The following is an 18,681-nucleotide window of genomic DNA, read 5'->3' as shown; positions in this document are numbered from 1 at the left end:
AGTGTGGAGCAACCATGAGTTTCAATGACAACATCCGTTTGGATCCCTCGCGCGTCGGTACGTCCGGCGCAGGGCGCAAGATCGCTGGTGCGGGCGGCGGCTCGCTGCTCGGTGTTCTCTTGATCCTCGGGTTCTCCTACTTCACCGGCATCGATCTGACGAGCCTACTGTCCTCGCCTTCCAACACGTCGTCGACCTCGTCGTCGGCAGTCGACACGTCCACCTGTCAGACGGGACAGGACGCTAACACTCGCGTCGAGTGCCGCATGGTCGCCACCGCTCAGTCCCTCGACGCAGTGTGGAAGACGCAGTTGTCCGCCCAGGACACGGGCATCACATACCAGCTGCCCGACTTCCAGATCTTCACGAACTCCGTCTCCACCGCGTGCGGTAACGCGACGAGCGCCGTGGGCCCCTTCTACTGCCCTGGAGACTCGACGGTGTACCTCGACCTTGGTTTCTTCGATGACATGGTCTCCAAGTACGGTGCATCCGATTCCGTGCTCGCCCAGGAATACGTCGTGGCCCACGAGTGGGGCCACCACATCCAGAACATTCAGGGTGTCTTCCGCGCGCACGATACGCGTGAGTCCGGGGAACAGGGTGCGGGCGTGCGCAGCGAGCTTCAGGCGGACTGCTACGCGGGCGTGTGGATGCACTGGGCATCCAACACCCCGGATCCTTCGACCGGCACTCCGTTCCTGAAGACTCCGACGGCCGATCAGGTCCTGGGCGCGCTCCAGACCGCTCAGGCAATCGGGGATGACCGTCTGCAGGAAAAGTACCAGGGGTCTTCGAACCCGGAGACGTGGACGCATGGCAGTGCCCAGCAGCGCGCGACGTGGCTGCAGCGCGGACTTGATTCCGGCGATATCTCGACGTGTGACACGTGGAGTGCTCCGCGAGTGTGAGCGCACCTGCGTCGGTACAATTGAGTGCGCCGATTCGCAGGAGGAAGTCATGACACGCAGCATCATCGAGCAGGCTCACGACATGTACGACGCGGTCCCCTACGAGGTGCCCGTGCCTGATGAATCGCTGTACAGTCTGTTGGACGATGCGGCGCGTTTGTATCCCGACCGCATTGCGCTCGACTACTTCGGGGCAACGACCACGTACGCGCAGGTGCGCGATCAGGTTCTGAAGGCCGCGCGGGTTCTGCGCGAGGCCGGGGTCGGGCCGGGCGATACGGTGGCCATCGCGCTGCCGAACTGCCCGCAGGCGTTTGTTGCCTTCTACGCGTGTATGCGAATTGGGGCGATCGCCGCGCAGCATAATCCACTCGCTCCGGCTTCGGAGATCGCGGGCCAGCTTGGCCGCCACGGCGGCAAGGTGGCGATCGTGTGGGAAAAGTGTGTGGATGCCTATCCGCTCAGCGTTCTCGACACCGTGTTCACGGTGGATATTTCGCACGGCATGCCGGCCTCGCAGCGTCTGCTCTTGAGGCTTCCGGTTGCTCGGGCACGCGAGACCCGCAATCAGCTGCGCGGCTCCGTCCCTTCGGGCACGCGGTCGTGGGACCGAGCCACGGCCTCGTCGACGCCCATTGACCCGTCGTTCCCACTGCCCTCACCCGACGATCGTGCGGTCATCCTGCATACTTCCGGAACAAACGGCATCCCCAAGTCTGCTCCCCTTACCCACCGCAACATCGGAGTCAACGTCAACCAGTGCATGTTCTGGGTGTGGAAGCTGCACGAAGGCGCGGAAACCTTCTTTTCGCTTCTCCCCTACTTCCATGCCTTCGGGCTGACGTTCTTCCTGTGCGCGTCCGTGCGCAAGGCGGCCACCCAGGTCCTCCTCCCGAAATTCGATGCGCAGATGGCTCTTGACGCGTATAAACGGCGCCCGATCACCTTCTTTGTCGGTGTTCCTCCCATGTTTGAGAGGATCCTCCGACTCGCCACGCGAACGAAGACAGACCTGTCCTCCATTCGTTATTCGGTCGCCGGTGCCATGCCGCTGTCGACGACGCTTGCGGGTGAGTGGGAGGAAGCTACCGGTGGCATGATCGTCGAGGGTTATGGCTTGTCTGAAACCGCTCCGGTGTTGACCGGTGCGCCTCTGTCGGATAAGCGCCGTCACGGCGTTCTTGGCGTGCCATTCCCTTCCACGCAGCTACGCCTCGTCTCGCTCGACGACGATACGCTCGACGTCGAGGATGGACAGCCTGGGGAAATTATCGTTCGCGGACCTCAGGTCTTCGAAGGATATCTGGACGCACCCGAAGAAACAGCACGCGTCTTTACATCTGAGGGTTGGTTTAAGACCGGCGACATCGGCGTAAACAGCGACGGGTTCATTTCGATGGCGGACCGCAAGAAGGAACTCATCTTGTCCGGCGGGTTCAACGTGTACCCGTCCCAAGTGGAAGCCGCGATTCGCAGTCATCCGTCGGTCAACGACGTTGCCGTCGTGGGGGTTCCCATTTCGGAGGCGACCGAGGAAGTCGCCGCAGCCATCATCATGGAGGAGGGCAGCGCGCCGCTGACTCTTGAAGAGGTGCGTGCCTGGGCAGAGAAGACGATTGCGCACTACGCACTCCCCCGCCAACTCGTCGTTATCGCCGAGCTCCCGCGCAATCAGATGGGAAAGATCCTGCGTCGCAAGGTCGCCCAGCTCGTGCGCGAGGCATTGGGTCGCTAGTTCTCTTGCTCCCGGCAGGCTCGCCCTCTCCACCGCATAAAACAATCCCCCGGGAGGCAACGCCCCCGGGGGATGATTGTGTGTTGATCAGACGTTAAAACCAATGGCACGCAGCTGCTCGCGGCCATCGGGCGTGATGCGATCGGGGCCCCACGGCGGCATCCAGACCCAGTTGATCTGCACCTCGTCGGTGACGGCAGACAGAATCGTCTGTGCCTGGCGCTCGATGACATCGGTGAGCGGGCAGGCGGCCGACGTCAGGGTCATATCGAGGCGCACCTGATTCTCGGAGCCGATGACGACACCGTAGACCAGGCCGAGATCAACAATGTTGATGCCGAGTTCGGGGTCGATAACGTCCTTGAGGGCTTCGAGCACGTTCTCGGCCGCAAGGGTGCCCTGCTCAATGACGTCGGTGCCATCAATCTGACGGGTGGGCACCTCGGCGGCCGGCGCTTCCTGCGCAGGCGCTCCGAAGCGCTGCTCGACGGGCTCAGACTGAGCCATCGGGTTACTCATGGGTGTTCCTTTACTGCTCAGCGGGCTCGCCCGCGGTGGAAATATCGATGCCGGACTTGGCCATCGCGTCGCGCAGCGCGTACCAGCCCAGGAGGGCGCACTTCACGCGGTTCGCGAACTGCGAGGTTGATTCGAGGGCGGCCGCGTCGCCCAGGTCGTCAAGGATCTCATCGTCAACGCCGAGGTTACGCGAATGCATCATGACCTCCATGTCCCGGTACAGGCGGCCGATTTCTTCGGCGGACTTGCCTTCGGTCAGGTCGGTCATCATGGACAGAGACGCTCGCGAAATCGAGCAGCCGTCACCATCCCACTGCAGGGAAGCAAGACGTTCCCCATCCAGCGTGACGCCCAGCGTCACCTCGTCGCCGCACGTGGGGTTCACCTGGTGCGACGAAGCATCCATACCGCTCGGATCCCCCGCACCGTGCTTCTCACGAGCGTGATCGAGGATCACCTGCTGGTACAACTGCTCAAGACTTCCCATGGCAACCTTTCCAAATGATTCCGGTACTGTTGTCGATTCTATCGGCCAAAGAAACTGCGTACCTTCGACAGCCCATCGACGAGACGGTCGATCTCTTGCGCTGTCGTAGTCGGTGCGACGGACGCACGCGCTGAAGAGCGCACCTGGAAGAACGTATGGAGCGGGATTGCGCAGTGGTGCCCGACGCGCACGGCCACATCCACGGAGTCCATGAACTGACCGACGTCGTGCGGGTGTACACCGTCGACGGCGAAAGCGACGACACCGATGCGCTCAACGTCCGATTCCGGGCCGAGGACCTGAATACCGTCGATCGACGAAATTCCGTCGAGCATCATGCGGGTAAGCGCATGCTCGTGGGCCTCCACGCGGTCCATGCCGAGCGTCGACAGGTAGCGCAGTGCCTCCGACCAGGCGGCGATCTGCGCGACAGGCTGCGATCCGGCTTCGAAGCGCTCGGGAGGAGCCATGAAGGTCGATTCCTCCATGGTCACCCATTCGATCATCGAGCCGCCGGTGAGAACGGGTGGCATCGCAGCTAGAAGCGCACGACGTCCCCACAGCGCGCCGGCGCCCGTCGGACCCAGCATTTTGTGCGATGAAAACACCGCGAAGTCCACGTCGAGCGCGGATAGGTCGAGCGGCATGTGCGCGCTGGACTGGCACGTGTCGAGCAGAATAAGCGCGCCGACGGCGCGGGCAGCTGCAGTCACGGCAGCAACAGGTGAAACGGCACCCGTCACGTTAGACACGTGGGTAAAGGCGACCAAACGGGTATTCGGCGTGATCACCGACAGCGTGTCCAGGTCGATGCGACCGTCGGGCGTCAGATCGAGCCATGCAAGCTCGGCGCCCGTACGCTCACACAGCTGCTGCCACGGAACGATGTTGGCGTGGTGCTCGGCGCGGGTACAGACAATGCGGTCGCCCGGTCCCACGCGCAGCGCAGCAGACTCCGCGCCTCCCATGCCCTGCGACGCGTTTGCGATGGACAGAGCGACGAGGTTGATCGCCTCGGTCGCGTTCTTCGTCCACACGATCTCGTCGGGTGCAACGCCCACGAACGAGGCCAGGGTACCCCGAGCGCTCTCGAAAGCGTCAGTCGCCTCGTCGCCGAGAAGGTGCGTACCTCGGTGGACCGCTCCGTTGCTACGACGGTAGAAGTCGGCCTCGGCGTCGATGACGCACGCGGGCTTCTGCGAGGTCGCGGATGCGTCGAGGTACGCAATGGGCGCGCCGCCGCGCCCGACGCGACTCAGAATCGGAAAGTCCGATCGAATCGCGTCGAGCTCGGCGGCGGTGAAGTCCGTAGACACGGTGATCAGAGACCCAGGTACTTGTCGTAGCCGTTCTCTTCGAGCTCGTCGGCCAGCTCGGGGCCGCCCTGAGCGGCGACGTGGCCGTCGACGAAAACGTGAACGTGGCTGGGCTTGATGTAGCGCAGGATACGGGTGTAGTGCGTGATGAGCATGACGCCGCAGCCGGTCTCGTCGTGGACGCGGTTGACGCCCTCGGACACGATGCGCAGAGCGTCAACGTCGAGGCCCGAGTCGGTCTCGTCGAGGACGGCGAAGGAGGGCTTGAGAAGCTCCATCTGCAGGATCTCCAGGCGCTTCTTCTCACCGCCGGAGAAGCCAACGTTGACGTCACGCTCGGCGAAGTCGGAGTCCATGCGCAGGTTCTCCATGGAGCTCTTCATGTCCTTGACCCACGAGCGCAGGGCCGGGGCCTGGCCGTCGATCGCGGTCTTGGCGGTACGCAGGAAGTTGGAGACGGACACGCCAGCGACCTCAACGGGGTACTGCATGGCGAGGAACAGGCCTGCCTTGGCGCGTTCATCGACGCTCATCTCGGTGATGAGCTGGTCGTCGAGCCATGCCTCACCCGAGGTGATCTCGTAGTCGGGGTGACCGGCCAGGGCGTAGGCCATGGTGGACTTGCCGGAGCCGTTGGGGCCCATGATGGCGTGGATTTCACCGGAGTTGATGGTGAGGTTGACGCCCTTGAGGATTTCCTTGGGGCCCTCAGCGGTCTCGACGGAGACGTGCAGATCCTTAATACGCAGAGTCGACATATGTATTCCTTACAGCTCAGTTGTTACGGGACTTGGCCAGCTCGGCCTCGACGGTTGCCATGAGGTGGTCGACCACCTCGGGGACGCCAATCTGGTTGATCAGTTCGGCGAAGAAGCCGCGCACGACAAGGCGGCGTGCCTCGTGCTCAGGAACACCACGGCTCATCAGGTAGAACAGCTGCTCGTCGTCGAAACGACCGGTCGCAGACGCGTGTCCGGCGCCTTCGATCTCGCCGTTCTCGATCTCGAGGTTGGGGACGGAGTCGGCCTTAGCGCCCTCGGTGAGCACCAGGTTGCGGTTGAGTTCGTAGGTGTCCGTGCCGTCAGCGGCCTCGCGAATGAGGCAGTCGCCGATCCACACCGAGTGCGCGTCCTTGCCCTGGAGGGCACCCTTGTAGGTGACGCGCGAGAAGCACTTCGGCTGGGAGTGGTCAACGAACACGCGGTGCTCGAGGTGCTGGCCGCCGTCCACGAAGTAGATGCCGAGCATGTTGAGCTCGGCGCCGGGGCCGCGGAAGTCGGTGTCGGCACACACGCGCACGAGGTCGCCGCCGAAGCTAACGACGATGTGCGTGAGCTTGGAGTCACGGCCGAGCGCCAGACGCTGGTTCGAGGCGTGCAGAACGGTATCGTCCCATTCCTGCAGCGACACGACGGTCAGGTTCGCGCTGTCGCCAGTCTCGACCTCGACGGTCTGGTTGAGCGCAGCCTGCGGGGAACCGGTGTGCGACAGGATAACGGTGGCCTTCGAGAACTTGTCGGCGCGAATCACGATGTGCTGCGCGCGGGTGCCCTCGATATCCGCCACGTTGATGCGAACAGGAGCGTCGAGCTCGGCCTCTGCCGGGATCTGGACGACGGTCGCCTGCTCAAAGCCGTTCCATGCGACAACGGCGGTGCGATCGCCGGGAGCAAGAACGGTTCCGAGGCGCTTGTCGTCGCGGGTCACCGTTTCGACGACAACGGGGGCCGGAGCGTCAACCGTCACGGGCGCATCGCCCGCGTCGTAGTTGGCGGGTTCGAAGAGGCGCTCGATGCGACGCATCGGGGTGAATCGCCAATCCTCCTCGCGTCCGTGCGGAACGGCAATGTCGTCCAGGTTGAACGAGGTCGGACGGTCCGCACGCGACGGGTGAGCCTTCTCGGCGTCAGCCCCGTGCGAGTGGGCCTTGTTCATGGTGTCAACGATAGTGTTGGGGGTCGTCATCAGCCGACGGATCCTTCCATCTGCAGTTCAATGAGGCGGTTGAGCTCGAGGGCGTACTCCATCGGCAGCTCCTTGGCGATCGGCTCGACGAAGCCGCGCACGATCATCGCCATGGCCTCGTTCTCGTCGAGACCGCGGCTCATCAGGTAGAAGAGCTGGTCGGCGCTCACCTTCGTGACAGTTGCCTCGTGGCCCATTTCGACGTCGTCGGTGCGCACGTCAACGTAGGGGTAGGTGTCGGTCCGCGAGATCTTGTCAACGAGCAGGGCGTCGCACAGCACGTTCGACTTGGAGTGACGCGCACGGGCGTTGACCTGGACGAGGCCACGGTAGGATGTGCGGCCACCGCCTCGGGACACGGACTTCGACACGATCGACGAGGACGTGTGGGGGGCCATGTGCACCATCTTGGCGCCGGTGTCCTGCTGCTGGCCGGGGCCGGCGAAACCGATGGACAGCGTCTCGCCACGGGCGTGCTCACCCATCAGGAAGCAGGCCGGGTACTTCATGGTGATCGCGGCACCCATGTTGCCGTCGACCCATTCCATGGTGCCGCCTTCCTCAACCATTGCACGCTGTGTCACCAGGTTGAGGACGTTCGTCGACCAGTTCTGGATGGTCGTGTAGCGGACGCGAGCGTCCTTCTTCACGAAGATCTCGATGACGCCGGAGTGGAGAGAGTTCTCGTCGTAGATGGGAGCGGTGCAGCCCTCAACATAGTGGACGTAAGAGCCCTCGTCGGCGATGATCAGCGTGCGCTCAAACTGGCCCATTGCCGATGTGTTGATGCGGAAGTACGCCTGCAGCGGGATCGTCACGTGAACGCCCTTGGGGACGTAGACGAAGGATCCACCGGACCAGGCGGCCGTGTTCAGTGCGGAGAACTTGTTGTCGCCCGCGGGCACGCACTTACCGAAGTACTCCTCGAAGATCTCCGGGTACTCGCGCAGGCCGGTGTCGGTATCGGTGAAGATGACGCCCTGGCGTTCCAGGTCTTCCTGGATCTGCTGGTAGACGACCTCGGACTCGTACTGAGCGGCGACGCCGGAGACCAGGCGCGACTTCTCGGCCTCGGGAATACCGAGGCGGTCATAGGTGTCGCGGATTTCCTCAGGCAGGTCTTCCCAGTCGTTGACCTGGCGATCCGTCGGACGCACGTAGTACTTGAACGAATCGAAATCCACGTGGGACAGATCGGGACCCCACGCCGGCATCGGCTTACGTTCGAACAGTTCCAGCGCCTTCAGGCGGCGCTCCCGCATCCACTGCGGCTCGTCCTTCACCTCGGAGATGAAGCGAACGATTTCTTCGTTAATTCCGGTGGGGACGTCCTTCGAGTAGTCGTCGGAGTCGTGCCAACCGTATTCGTAACCGCCAATCGACTCAATGATCTCATCATCGGTCATTCGACGGTCATCAGCGCCCGAGGCGGGTGCCTGCGTCATAGTTGTGTCAACCTCTCGTTCTTAACCAAGTGCTACTTGCGTCGCACGTTCCGCGCTCCGGGGCGGATGACGGGCATACCCACGGGAATGTGGGTTGTGCACACGTGTCCCCCGCCAGCAAGCGTGGAAAGTCGTTGTACGTGGACGTCAAGCAGCTTGCCAAAGGCAAGCGTCTCGGCGTCGCACAGCTGCGGGAAATCTCCCGCGACATTTTGAATCGGGCAGTGGCCCTGGCACAGCTGCACCGCGAGCGTTCCGCCGCCGATGTCGCGCACAGTGGCCGCGTAGCCGTCCTGCGTGAGCGCATCGGCAAGCGCCTGGGCACGTACCCGCGGGTCTGAGCCCGCGTCGCGCACGATCGGGGCATAGCGCCGCTCGATCTCGCGCGAGCGCGCTGCAGCAAAAGACTCAACAGCCTCATCCCCACCGAGCTGGCCGAGGTAACCGAGGGCCTTAGAGGCAAGGTCGGAATATCCATCGGCAAGGTGCACGTGCGCCCGTTCGGTCGCAACGTAGTGACGTGCGGGCCTACCACGGCCACGCTTCGACGGAGCACTAGGCTCGTGTTCGGCGATCTCCTTAGAGTCCAAGAGGAGCGTGATGTGACGCCGCACGGCGGCCGTCGTCAGCCCCAGGACCTTCGCGATCGACGAGGCCGTGACCGGCCCCTTTTCGACGATGAGATCGAGCACCTGCTGTCGAGTAGTGGCGTCTGATTCTTCTGCCACGTGTCCTCCGCTCCGACGCTCCATTGCTGCGCCTCTGTGTGCTTTTCTCTGGGAACGAGTGTACGCCAATTTAGATAAATAGGCGTTGCGAAAAGCCGTTTGGAGTGTTGGACGGCCCACACGTCTAGGGACCTAGGACCTACCTGAGAGTACTCAACGAAGCCACGCGGCGTCGGCGGGCCGCAATCCGGCCCACCCGCGCGCGCGAGCGGCGTGCGCGGCGAGGACACCGATGACGGCAGACGGATTATGCAGTCGCCCTTCCAGCACCATGGTCAGCGCATCGTCGAGGCTCACCCACGCGTATTCCATCGTCGCTTCCTCGTCCTCACGTTCGAACGCCTCATCGGCGTCACGAAGCTCGCGAGCGAGGAAAATGCGTAGCGGCTCGGTCGACCCGCCGGGTGAGGTGAAGTAGTCGACGAGGACGTCCCAGCGATCGGCAACCAGGTCCGCCTCTTCAGCAAGCTCGCGCTCTGCTGCGATGCGCGGGTCCTCACCGGGAATATCGAGCAGACCCGCGGGAATCTCCCACAGCTCGGCCTTCACGGGGTGACGGTACTGTCGTTCCAGGAGGATCTCCTCTCCCCCACTCTCACCGCGCAACACGACGACAGCGACGGCACCCGGGTGCCGCGTGTATTCACGAACAACGGGTTCCTGGCCCTCGACGACGATGACGTGGTCCTTGATCATGTCGACGATACGGCCGTTCCACACAGTCTCGCTCTTGGTCACGGTACGGGGCTTGTGCTGGTCTTCGATGGCGACAGCCTCTTGGGGGGACAGGAAACGCATGATCACGCTTTCATCTGGATTCGTCAGTACGCCATTGAGTATAGGCCCGCGCCTTGCACGAGGAGGAACGCGACGAGGCCCCGGAGGTCACTACGAACCACCGGGGCCTCAGCAAAGAGCGTTGTGTGCTACTTGACGGGGGGAATCACCGACTGCGCACCGGTGCCCACACCGAAAGCGCGGGCACTCGTCGCGGGCGTTGACAACGCCAAAGCGGTATCGACAGCAGCCAGAGTCGTTCCGACCGAGTCAACCGTCGTGACAACGGTACCGCTGGCGCGCACCTGAGAAATCATCGCGTCGCGGGTGGAGGCGTCACCCACGAGAACGCCATTGGTCGAGCCGAGGGCCTGGCCGAGGCCAACCCACGCATCAGGGCTCGACGTCACCGCAGCGGGCGTCGCGTTGGAGGCAGCCGTGGCCTGTGCGCGCGGGCCAACGGCGACGATCGCCGTGGCACTTCCGTTCGCATCCTCGTCGACGGCCATGATCGGCGTGGATTCGTCGGTCAGAATCTGACGCAGCAGGTCGGTCTCGGCTCCGGTCGTCGTCAGCACCTGGACAATCGAATAGCCAACGACACCATCGGCACTAGCGGTCTTGGCAGCACCCGACGGGAGGTGCGACGCGAGGGTCGTCGACAAAGTCGTGCGGTACTGGCTCATCGAGGTGGACTGCCAGTTATCGGTGAGCGTCACTCGACCGACGACGCTCGCTCCGGCATCGGTCAGCGTCGAACGAATCGCAGTCACGTCATCGTCAGACGCACCGGGCAGTACAACGAGAGCAACCTTGGCAGAGCTCAGCGAGCCAGTCAGTGTCGAGGAAGCGAGAGCCTTGAGGCCGGCGGCCTCCGCATCAGCTTGAGCACTCAGCAGCGGGTCCGCTGCCGAGGTGGTCGCCGACGAGCTGACGCCAGCCTGGATACGGCTCTGCAGCGGGCCGGCCCCCAGAACGACGCCAACGGCCAAAGCAATGAAGATCCCGATGATCGAGACGACGTGGTAGCGGAAGTTAATCATTGGGCTCCTCCTGCGGAGTGCATCAGCGAGACGAAGAATGAAGTGACGGGGTGCAGCAGGTCGTTGCCCCACGGGGTCGACCACAGGGCGACGCCCATCAGGGCCAGTGCGACTACGGCCAGCAGAACAAGCGTCCAACCGCGCGGACGCGGGCGGAAGGTCGCTGCGACCGCCTGCGCACCGATAATGCGCGAGCCAACCGCGAGGCGCGAGAAGAATGCGGGGGCGACCAGGGCTCGGCCGGCGTCAACAAGTTCTGCCTCCCCGTAGGACACTCCCACGGTGACGACAGCGGGCGCCGTCGAATGCGCGGCGACAACGAGAGCCGCGTCGAGAGCGGTGCCCGCCATGGCAATGCGATCGTAAACGACGCCCATACGGTCGAGACGGTCTGCGCCAGGAGCGAGGCCGTCTCCTCCGACGCGGACGATAAAGGAGCGAGCCTTGCGAATCGCTTTCTCACTCATCAGTTCGGCGTCACCGACGACGAGGTCGAGCGACAGTCGGGCTTTCAGCGCCACGTCGGCTCCGCCGTCGACGGCGATCACAAACGGGCTGACCTCGGAGCGCCATCGCGCGAGCGCGCGCAACTCGGCCTTCGCGTCGGCAGCGCCCGTCACGAGGAGAATCGGCCTCTTTCCAAGGTCGGAGAGCTGGGGCACGTCGACTCCGTGCAGCACCGTCGCGCCATCTTTCGACAGGTAGTCCTCAATCGAGGCGTCGACAGCGGCGAACAGCGCAGACGAGTCTGCGACGTCAACGTCCAAGTCGTCCAAGGACACAATGGATCCGGTCGCGATGACGGAGCCGTCCACGAGGACCTTCGAACCTGTGACCGTCACTTCTTGGCCTTCGCGCAGGGACATGATGTCCTGCCCCAGGTCGTCGACGAGCACAATGCCAGCCTCGAGAATAAGCCGTGGCCCCAGTGCAGCTACGCGTCCCGTCAGAGACGGCTGCGCATTCAGCACTGCGACGGGACCGGCAGCAACGAGCGCCGCGGCGCTCTCGCGGTCCAGGTCCGCAACGTTGATGACGGCGATCTCGCCGCGTTCTAGGCGCGTCGCCAGGTGCTTGGGGCGGTCGTCAATGCGAATCCGCCCGGAGCGCGCGCTCGATTCCTTTGAAAGTGTCTCACTCATCCCTGCGATTGTGACACGGCAGAGGCCAAGACTTGCGAAGCGTGGCGGCGCGCCGCAGCCGAGTGCGGATCCCCACCCATCATGCGGGTCAGTTCAGCTTCGCGGTTCGCACCGCTCACTTCGCGCACCTTCGTGGTCCCGTCGTTCTTCTCGATGACGAGGTGCTGATCGCCAAAAGCTGCGACTTGGGCCAGGTGCGTCACGACAATCACCTGCCGTGATTGTGCAAGCCTCTTCAGACGCGCGCCAACCTCGGTCGCGGTCTGTCCGCCAATACCGGCGTCGATCTCGTCAAAGATGAACGTCGACGACGCCTCGGTGCGCCCCAACATCAGCTCCAGTGCGAGCATGACACGGGACAACTCACCGCCGGAGGCTCCCTGTCCGAGAGGACGGGCCGGAGCATGAGGATGCGGCTGCAAGCGGAAGACGACCGTCTCGCATCCGTTCGACGTTGGCTTCGTCGGCTCACAATCGATGTGCAGCGTCGCGTCGGGCATCGACAGGGCGTGAAGCTCCTCGTTCACGCCCTGGGCGAGCTGTCCCGCAAGACGCACACGCGCCTGCGTGACGCGACGCCCGCACTCAAGCACACGCTCCTGCGCGGCCGCCAGTTCACGTTCAACAGACTCAGGGTCGGACCCGGGCGACGAAAGTTCCTCAACGCGAGAGCGAGCCTCATCAGCCCATGCGAGGAGGCGCTCGATGTCAGCCGCGCGCCCACGCAGCACGTCTTTGATAGCCGCGCGCCTCGCGTGAATCTGCGCAAGCCTCTCCGGATCCGCGTCGAGGCGCGACAGGTACGACGAAACGTCATCAGCAAGTGCTTCCAACTCGAGCACCTGATTGCGCGCACGTCCCACAAACTCAGCCACGGCCTCGTCGAATCGAGCTGCGTCATCGAGCTGTGCGTAGGCGTGACGGGTCGCCTCAACCGCCCCTGTGAAGTCGCCCCGATCGTCACCCTTGAGATAGCCCAGAGCCACTCCCACCAGCGCACGCAGGTCCTCGACATTCGTCAGGCGCGCGGCCTCGCGAACGAGATCTTCCTCTTCGCCGATGGCAGGTTCAAGCTCTTCGATCTGCCGAAGAGCGGCTCGCAGATCCTCCAACTCTTCGGCACGCTCACTCGCATCGCCACGCAGCGAATCCAGGCGATGCTTGACCTCGACCGCGTGACGAAAGGCCGCACGGTACTCCTCAAGCAGAGCCGCGTGCTCCTCACCGCCAAACTGATCGAGCGCGCGGCGCTGTGCCGCCTCACCCGTGAGACGGATCTGGTCGGACTGCCCATGAATCGTCACCATCGACCCGACGATATCCGTCAGGACCGAGGCCGGCACGGGGCGCGATCCGAGGTGCGCGCGCGACCGGCCGGCGGCACGCACCGAACGACCGACAATCAGCTCACCGCCCTCGACGAGGCCACCGGCCTCCTCAACGCGAGCTGCAACCTCCTCGTTCACCGAGAAAATACCATCGACAGACAGATGATCGGCACCCGAGCGTACGAGCGCCGCATCCGCTCGGGCACCGAGCAGCAGCTGGAGACTCGACAGCACCATCGTCTTACCCGCACCGGTCTCACCGGTGACGACGATAAGGCCCTCGCCAAAGTCGACGTGGGCAGACTCGATGACGCCGAGATGCGAAATATCGAGAGATTCGATCACCGAGGACCATCCCTCCACCCGCGCACGGGAAGATTAAACTTGCGGACGAGACGTGCAGAAAATGGCGTATCGTCCACGCGTACAAGCTGAACGGGAGACGAACCGACGCGCGCCCGCACCACTGCGCCAGCAGGGACTGTCATACGACGTAGGCCATCGCACCACATCTCCGGAGGCGTCCACATGTCATCGAGAACAACGATCTCAACGCACGCCGACGGGCCGACAACGAGCGGGCGGGTGAAAAGGCCGTGAGCGGCCAGCGGGGCGACAACGATCGCCTCGGTATCGGGCCACACCACCGGGCCTCCCGCGGAGAATGAGTAGGCGGTCGATCCGGTCGGAGTCGACAAAATCATGCCGTCAGCGCCGTACGTCGACACTTCCTGGCCGTCGACGACGAGCGCAAAATGAACGGGATGCGCGACGTCGGTGTGCATGACGACAGCCTCGTTGAGCGCCCAGTCGTCTGCCCGAGATCCGTCAGGACGTTCCATCGTGACATCGAGTGTCATGCGTCGTTCGACCGAAAAGTCACCATCGGCAATCTTGCGCGCGAGATCGCCCGTGCCCTTATCACCGAGTTCCGTCAGGAATCCCATGTGGCCGGCGTTGATACCGAGAAGGGGGACATCCAGAGCGCGCGCGCTCGACGCAGCGACCAAGAAAGTGCCGTCGCCACCGATCGAGAGCACCATATCGATGTCGCCAACCGAAGCATCGTCGACGACGTCGATGCCGCGTTCCTTGAGTGCCTCTGCGAGGCTTACGGCGCTCGTCACAGCATTGGGCCGGTGACGGTGACGAACCATCAGGACACGAGTCATCGGGAACCTCCAGCGGGACCGGCTTCAACCGCACGCCGTATGTAGTCAGTGAGCTGCATGGGATCGATGGGATCCGGATAGTCGCGCCGCATGTGCACGAAATACTCGACGTTGCCGGACGGACCGGGCAGCGGTGACGCAGCGATCGCAGCGATATCCAAGCCAAGGTCGATGGCACACCGCGCAACCGTTTCCACGGTTTCGACATGGTGCTCGGGATTACGAACGACGCCTCCATGGCCGAGGCGTTCCTTACCGATTTCAAACTGGGGTTTGACCATCAGGAGGAAATCGGCGTCGGGCGCGGCCGCTGCGACGAGCGCAGGAAGTACCAGCGTCAGCGAAATGAACGACATATCGCCGACCACAAGTTCCGGGGCGGGAGCGACGGAAGCCGGATCGAGGGTGCGCACGTTCGTCCGATCGTGCACCTCCACGCGGGGGTCGCTCTGCAGCTTCCACGCAAGCTGGCCATACCCGACGTCGACGGCGACGACGGATGCTGCACCGCGGCGCAACAACACGTCAGTAAAACCCCCCGTCGAGGCACCAGCGTCCAGAGCCCGACGCCCCTCGATCAGCGGTGCCTTGTCGCCGAGCGCGTCAAGTGCACCCGCAAGCTTGTGAGCACCACGCGATACGTATTCCGGATCGTCCGATTCCTCGACGACGATCGCCTGAGCGGGATCCATTTGGCGAGCGGGCTTGAGCACGATCTGACCATCGAGCTTGACGCGCCCGTCCTCGATCATCTGTGCGGCAGCGGCACGGGACTTCGCGAGGCCGCGGCGCACTAGCTCGGAGTCGATTCTGCGTAACTTCATGCGCCACTCCCCTCGTTACCTGAACCCGTTGGTTGCACGCCGGGGCGGACCGTGCCGCTCGGCGCATCGGCAGACAGGGCCCGCCGCAGGTCGGCCTCGATCGCCCGGAGCGTCTCCACTTGAAGGGACGCGCCGAGCTGATCGAAACCGACCAGGCGGGCCTCAGTCTGCTCGCGTAATGCCATCAGGCCTGCTCGTCCAGATCTGCCGTGCGTTCCAGGAGCTCCTCGAGCTCCTCCTCACCGGGTAGGAACGCGGGGGTCGAAGCCCCCGGTTCGGGCAGCTTGTCGGCATCCGCAGCCACATCGTAGAAGTCATCCTCGTCCGCGGCGGCAACAGGGCCGGGCTGGGAGACGATGCCAGCGGGATCGTCGTTGTCGACGACCGTGATCTCGGGGCAGCTGACCGGCGTGCCGGCGCCATCCGCATATTCCCAGGCCGCGGCGGCGAGTGCACGGTAGGAGTCGATGCTAATCGTGACAGGCTCGGTCAGTTCGACGTCGTCGAGCGTGAGCACACCGGAGCGCGTGGCCTTGGCAACCTGGGAGACACCGCAGGTCCAGGTACCATCGCGGTGGTGCTTGGGTGCCGGGTGCGCCTCCAGCAGACCACGCATGTCGATCGCGAGGTAGGTGGGGCGCTGTCCGCGCGGGGCGCGGATGACGTCGCGCGCCTGGTGAACGCCCGTCAGGACATGCAGGGCAGGCACACCGGCGGCGACAGCACCCATGATGTCGGTCTCGAGACGGTCACCGACAGCGAGCGGGTTCTGCGCGCCCACGAGCTCGCCGGCACGGCGGTAGATACCCGGCTCAGGCTTGCCGCCAGCGATCGGACGCTTGCGCGTCGCGTGCTGAATAGCGCGGACCAGCGAGCCGTTGCCCAGTGCCTGGCCACGCTCGATAGGCAGGGTCGCATCAAGGTTCGAGGCGTAGAAGGCGGCCCCGCGCTCGATGGCGAAAGCGCCTTCGGACAGCAGCGCCCAGTCGACCTTCTTGTCGAGGCCCTGAACGACGGCAACAGGCTCCTCATCGGCACTTTCCACCAGGACAAAGCCACGCTCCTCGAGAGCGAGACGCAGACCAGCGCCGCCGATGACGAAGACCTTCGAGCCCTCCTCGAGCTCTTCAGCCATGATCGCTGCGATGTCCATCGCGGAGGTCATGACCATGTCAGGCGTCGCCTGGAAGTCCATGGAGTTAAGCTTGTCGGTCACCTGCTGGGGGGTACGCATCGCATTGTTGGTGACGAAGGCGGAAGCCATGCCGGCCTCGCGTGCCTCGATCACCGACGCGGCCGCGTGCTCGATCGTCTCGTCACCGGACCACGCGGTACCGTCAAGGTCGAGCAGTGCGCAGTCGTATTCTTCAGCCAGAGCCGCGCCAGAGCCACGCAGCGGAGAACGCTTGCCATCCACGTCGGCATCGGCGTACATCGCGATATCGACGATTTCCGCGTCCTCAACCTCGGCGGGCATCGACGCAATGACCTCTGCGGCTTCGTCTTCGCGACCAAGGTCAAGCAGTCGCTGCGCCTTGACCTCCATCAGGCGACGGCGAAGTTCGTCTTCAGCTTCAGCCGGCAGCGCTGCAAGCGCATCGTCAACGATCACGAGGCCAACCTCGGCCTGGCCAAGATCGGCGCGGGCGCCGGAGGAGACGAGCACGAGCTCGACCTGCTCGGCAAGGTCGAGGGTCGAGGGATCGGTGGCGTCGATGATTTCGACGGCCTTTTCCGGATGGCCAAGGCCACGCTCAGCGTCGGCTTCCACGGCACGCAACGAGGAATCGCCACGCATACGGCGCACAGCGCGCACTTCGCGCAGCGCCTCCTCGTAGCGACCCGAGGCGTAAGCGGTGAGCGCAGCTGCCTCGCGCACTACGTCAACGCGGCCGGCGCGCGCAACGGCGGCCTGTGCATGCTGGTAGGCGGCCTCGGGATCAAGATCGATCAGCTGCCCAGCCATCACCAGGTGACGGGCAACGATATCGCGATTGGGGCCAGAAAGGGTGGTAAGAGCGCGCAGAGCATCGCGGTCGAGTTCATCGGCGCTGACACCCGCAGGAATCGTCGGCTCGTTACCGTTGGGCGAGACATACTCATCCGTCGAGGAGTAGCTCTTGTAACCGCCGTCGTTACGAGGCGCACCCCCGCGTCCGCGATCCTGGAAGCCGCCGCGGCGATCGTCGCGGCGCTGGTAGCCACCGCGCTCCCCACGACGATCATCACGCGAACCAAAATCACGACGATCGTTATCGCGGCGGTGGAAGCCACCACGCTCACCATCACCACGGTCGTCACGGAAACCACCGCGACGATCATCGCGACGGAAGCCACCACGCTCACCATCACGACGGAAACCACCGCGCTCGCCGCGGTCGTCAAAATTGCCGCGGCGATCGTCGCGCCGCTGGTAGCCACCGCGCTCCCCACGACGATCATCACGCGAACCAAAGTCACGACGATCATCACGGAAACTGCCGCGGCGGTCATCCCGGCGCTGGAAACCACGCTCACCATCGCGGCGATCGTCACGACGGAAACCACCGCGCTCGCCACGGTCCTCGAAACTCCCACGGCGATCGTCGCGCCGCTGGAAACCACCACGGTCCCCACGACGATCATCACGCGAACCAAAATCACGACGATCATTGTCGCGGCGCTGGAAACCACCACGCTCACCATCACGACGGTCGTCACGGAAACCACCGCGACGATCATCACGACGCTGGAAACCACGATCGCCGTCGCGGCGATCGTCACGACGGAAACCACCGCGCTCGCCACGGTCGGAGCGTTCGCCGTCACGGTCGCGCCACTGCGGCTGGCGCTTCTGGTATCCACCACGGCCGAATTCGCCGCGTCCTCGAGTCTCTTCTGCCATGGTGTCTATCCTCTATTCCTGCGCCAAAGGCGCGCTCTTGTTCATGGTGCGCATCGTGCGCGTTCAACCACCCAATAGTAGACGACGGGCGGCTAGTCGGCGGCATCGGGCCGCAAAAACGAGAGGGACGGCACGCAATTGCGTTCCGTCCCTCTCGTTGAGGTGTGTTGTGGCGGTGTCCTACTCTCCCACAACCTGGCGGTTGCAGTACCATTGGCGCTGCCGGGCTTAGCTTCCAGGTTCGGAATGGAGGCTGGGCGTTTCCCCGGTGCTATGACCACCACAAGTTTGGTGTTCAACACGCTCCCCACTATGGTTCGTGTGGGGGTGTGGGTTGATCGTGGTTTGTATAGTGGTTGCGGCACGACGTTTTGTTCGTGTTTTTTGCTCTTACCCGTTGTGTTG

The 18,681-nt window shown here is 63.9% G+C and carries 18 protein-coding genes and 1 rRNA gene; 3 read left to right on the top strand and 16 right to left on the bottom strand.

What is annotated here, in order from left to right; all coding sequences use genetic code 11:
- Positions 1 to 14: 14 nt before the first annotated feature.
- Together FBF35_RS05010 and FBF35_RS05005 are read left to right on the top strand one after the other, a co-directional pair.
- Positions 15 to 911 carry a neutral zinc metallopeptidase gene (locus tag FBF35_RS05010; RefSeq protein WP_060567238.1) on the top strand — a complete coding sequence of 299 codons (897 nt, stop codon included), beginning with the start codon at positions 15 to 17 and terminating at the stop codon, positions 909 to 911.
- Between the two features lie 49 nt (positions 912 to 960).
- Positions 961 to 2,646: an AMP-binding protein gene (locus FBF35_RS05005; RefSeq protein WP_060567237.1), complete on the top strand. Its 1,686-nt coding sequence runs from the start codon at positions 961 to 963 to the stop codon at positions 2,644 to 2,646.
- An 87-nt stretch (positions 2,647 to 2,733) separates the two neighbouring features.
- On the opposite strand, the gene FBF35_RS05000 is transcribed toward FBF35_RS05005, so the two are convergent.
- The 15 genes from FBF35_RS05000 to FBF35_RS04930 form a co-directional block, all read right to left on the bottom strand.
- The gene (locus FBF35_RS05000; protein ID WP_060567236.1) at positions 2,734 to 3,165 is read right to left on the bottom strand and encodes a metal-sulfur cluster assembly factor; all 432 of its coding nucleotides are present in this window, start codon (positions 3,163 to 3,165) and stop codon (positions 2,734 to 2,736) included.
- A 10-nt stretch (positions 3,166 to 3,175) separates the two neighbouring features.
- Entirely contained in the window at positions 3,176 to 3,652 is a 477-nt protein-coding gene (sufU, locus tag FBF35_RS04995) for a Fe-S cluster assembly sulfur transfer protein SufU (RefSeq protein WP_034467049.1), read from the bottom strand.
- Between the two features lie 38 nt (positions 3,653 to 3,690).
- The gene (locus tag FBF35_RS04990) at positions 3,691 to 4,968 is read right to left on the bottom strand and encodes a SufS family cysteine desulfurase (protein ID WP_138134112.1); all 1,278 of its coding nucleotides are present in this window, start codon (positions 4,966 to 4,968) and stop codon (positions 3,691 to 3,693) included.
- Positions 4,969 to 4,973: 5 nt separating this feature from the next.
- Complete coding sequence (gene sufC, locus FBF35_RS04985; protein ID WP_060567234.1) at positions 4,974 to 5,726, bottom strand: Fe-S cluster assembly ATPase SufC; 753 nt, start codon at positions 5,724 to 5,726, stop codon at positions 4,974 to 4,976.
- A 16-nt stretch (positions 5,727 to 5,742) separates the two neighbouring features.
- Positions 5,743 to 6,933: a Fe-S cluster assembly protein SufD gene (gene sufD / locus FBF35_RS04980; RefSeq protein WP_060567233.1), complete on the bottom strand. Its 1,191-nt coding sequence runs from the start codon at positions 6,931 to 6,933 to the stop codon at positions 5,743 to 5,745.
- Positions 6,933 to 8,378, bottom strand: a complete 1,446-nt coding sequence (gene sufB, locus FBF35_RS04975; RefSeq protein WP_034467058.1) for a Fe-S cluster assembly protein SufB — start codon at positions 8,376 to 8,378, stop codon at positions 6,933 to 6,935. Before sufB ends, sufD begins: the two co-directional genes overlap by 1 nt.
- A 32-nt stretch (positions 8,379 to 8,410) precedes the next feature.
- Positions 8,411 to 9,130, bottom strand: a complete 720-nt coding sequence (locus FBF35_RS04970) for a helix-turn-helix transcriptional regulator (protein ID WP_187348976.1) — start codon at positions 9,128 to 9,130, stop codon at positions 8,411 to 8,413.
- 129 nt (positions 9,131 to 9,259) lie between these two features.
- Positions 9,260 to 9,904: an NUDIX domain-containing protein gene (locus FBF35_RS04965; protein WP_060567519.1), complete on the bottom strand. Its 645-nt coding sequence runs from the start codon at positions 9,902 to 9,904 to the stop codon at positions 9,260 to 9,262.
- A gap of 128 nt (positions 9,905 to 10,032) precedes the next feature.
- Complete coding sequence (locus FBF35_RS04960; RefSeq protein ID WP_060567230.1) at positions 10,033 to 10,926, bottom strand: copper transporter; 894 nt, start codon at positions 10,924 to 10,926, stop codon at positions 10,033 to 10,035.
- Complete coding sequence (steA, locus tag FBF35_RS04955; RefSeq protein WP_060567228.1) at positions 10,923 to 12,068, bottom strand: putative cytokinetic ring protein SteA; 1,146 nt, start codon at positions 12,066 to 12,068, stop codon at positions 10,923 to 10,925. Before steA ends, FBF35_RS04960 begins: the two co-directional genes overlap by 4 nt.
- Entirely contained in the window at positions 12,065 to 13,741 is a 1,677-nt protein-coding gene (recN, locus tag FBF35_RS04950) for a DNA repair protein RecN (protein ID WP_060567225.1), read from the bottom strand. The genes steA and recN overlap by 4 nt, the downstream gene beginning before the upstream one ends.
- Entirely contained in the window at positions 13,738 to 14,568 is an 831-nt protein-coding gene (locus FBF35_RS04945) for an NAD(+)/NADH kinase (protein WP_060567222.1), read from the bottom strand. The genes recN and FBF35_RS04945 overlap by 4 nt, the downstream gene beginning before the upstream one ends.
- Positions 14,565 to 15,392: a TlyA family RNA methyltransferase gene (locus FBF35_RS04940; protein WP_060567220.1), complete on the bottom strand. Its 828-nt coding sequence runs from the start codon at positions 15,390 to 15,392 to the stop codon at positions 14,565 to 14,567. The genes FBF35_RS04945 and FBF35_RS04940 overlap by 4 nt, the downstream gene beginning before the upstream one ends.
- A complete protein-coding gene (locus tag FBF35_RS04935) occupies positions 15,389 to 15,577 on the bottom strand; it encodes a hypothetical protein (protein ID WP_060567217.1) in 189 nt (62 codons plus the stop codon). Before FBF35_RS04935 ends, FBF35_RS04940 begins: the two co-directional genes overlap by 4 nt.
- Positions 15,577 to 17,358: an HAD-IIA family hydrolase gene (locus tag FBF35_RS04930; RefSeq protein WP_060567215.1), complete on the bottom strand. Its 1,782-nt coding sequence runs from the start codon at positions 17,356 to 17,358 to the stop codon at positions 15,577 to 15,579. The genes FBF35_RS04935 and FBF35_RS04930 overlap by 1 nt, the downstream gene beginning before the upstream one ends.
- Positions 17,359 to 17,364: 6 nt before the next feature.
- Here FBF35_RS04930 and FBF35_RS04925 point away from each other — a divergent pair, with 6 nt between their 5' ends.
- The gene (locus FBF35_RS04925; protein ID WP_131726645.1) at positions 17,365 to 18,354 is read left to right on the top strand and encodes a hypothetical protein; all 990 of its coding nucleotides are present in this window, start codon (positions 17,365 to 17,367) and stop codon (positions 18,352 to 18,354) included.
- Positions 18,355 to 18,443: 89 nt separating this feature from the next.
- Here the strand turns inward: FBF35_RS04925 and rrf are convergent.
- Positions 18,444 to 18,561 (bottom strand): 5S ribosomal RNA (rrf, locus tag FBF35_RS04920).
- Positions 18,562 to 18,681: the final 120 nt, after the last annotated feature.

It is taken from the genome of Schaalia odontolytica, assembly GCF_005696695.1.
Taxonomy (GTDB): Bacteria; Actinomycetota; Actinomycetes; order Actinomycetales; family Actinomycetaceae; genus Pauljensenia; species Pauljensenia odontolytica_C.
This window is presented reverse-complemented; position numbering and strand designations above follow the sequence as displayed.

Excerpts from the sequence above, each read along its gene's own strand:
- sufD (WP_060567233.1), bottom strand. The coding sequence starts at position 6,933 with ATGACGACCCCCAACACTATCGTTGACACCATGAACAAGGCCCACTCG.
- FBF35_RS04960 (WP_060567230.1), bottom strand. The coding sequence starts at position 10,926 with ATGATTAACTTCCGCTACCACGTCGTCTCGATCATCGGGATCTTCATT.
- FBF35_RS05005 (WP_060567237.1), top strand. The coding sequence starts at position 961 with ATGACACGCAGCATCATCGAGCAGGCTCACGACATGTACGACGCGGTC.
- sufC (WP_060567234.1), bottom strand. The coding sequence starts at position 5,726 with ATGTCGACTCTGCGTATTAAGGATCTGCACGTCTCCGTCGAGACCGCT.
- steA (WP_060567228.1), bottom strand. The coding sequence starts at position 12,068 with ATGAGTGAGACACTTTCAAAGGAATCGAGCGCGCGCTCCGGGCGGATT.
- sufB (WP_034467058.1), bottom strand. The coding sequence starts at position 8,378 with ATGACGCAGGCACCCGCCTCGGGCGCTGATGACCGTCGAATGACCGAT.
- FBF35_RS04945 (WP_060567222.1), bottom strand. The coding sequence starts at position 14,568 with ATGACTCGTGTCCTGATGGTTCGTCACCGTCACCGGCCCAATGCTGTG.
- FBF35_RS05000 (WP_060567236.1), bottom strand. The coding sequence starts at position 3,165 with ATGAGTAACCCGATGGCTCAGTCTGAGCCCGTCGAGCAGCGCTTCGGA.
- FBF35_RS05010 (WP_060567238.1), top strand. The coding sequence starts at position 15 with ATGAGTTTCAATGACAACATCCGTTTGGATCCCTCGCGCGTCGGTACG.
- FBF35_RS04930 (WP_060567215.1), bottom strand. The coding sequence starts at position 17,358 with ATGGCTGGGCAGCTGATCGATCTTGATCCCGAGGCCGCCTACCAGCAT.
- FBF35_RS04940 (WP_060567220.1), bottom strand. The coding sequence starts at position 15,392 with ATGAAGTTACGCAGAATCGACTCCGAGCTAGTGCGCCGCGGCCTCGCG.
- sufU (WP_034467049.1), bottom strand. The coding sequence starts at position 3,652 with ATGGGAAGTCTTGAGCAGTTGTACCAGCAGGTGATCCTCGATCACGCT.
- FBF35_RS04965 (WP_060567519.1), bottom strand. The coding sequence starts at position 9,904 with ATGCGTTTCCTGTCCCCCCAAGAGGCTGTCGCCATCGAAGACCAGCAC.
- FBF35_RS04970 (WP_187348976.1), bottom strand. The coding sequence starts at position 9,130 with ATGGAGCGTCGGAGCGGAGGACACGTGGCAGAAGAATCAGACGCCACT.
- FBF35_RS04935 (WP_060567217.1), bottom strand. The coding sequence starts at position 15,577 with ATGGCATTACGCGAGCAGACTGAGGCCCGCCTGGTCGGTTTCGATCAG.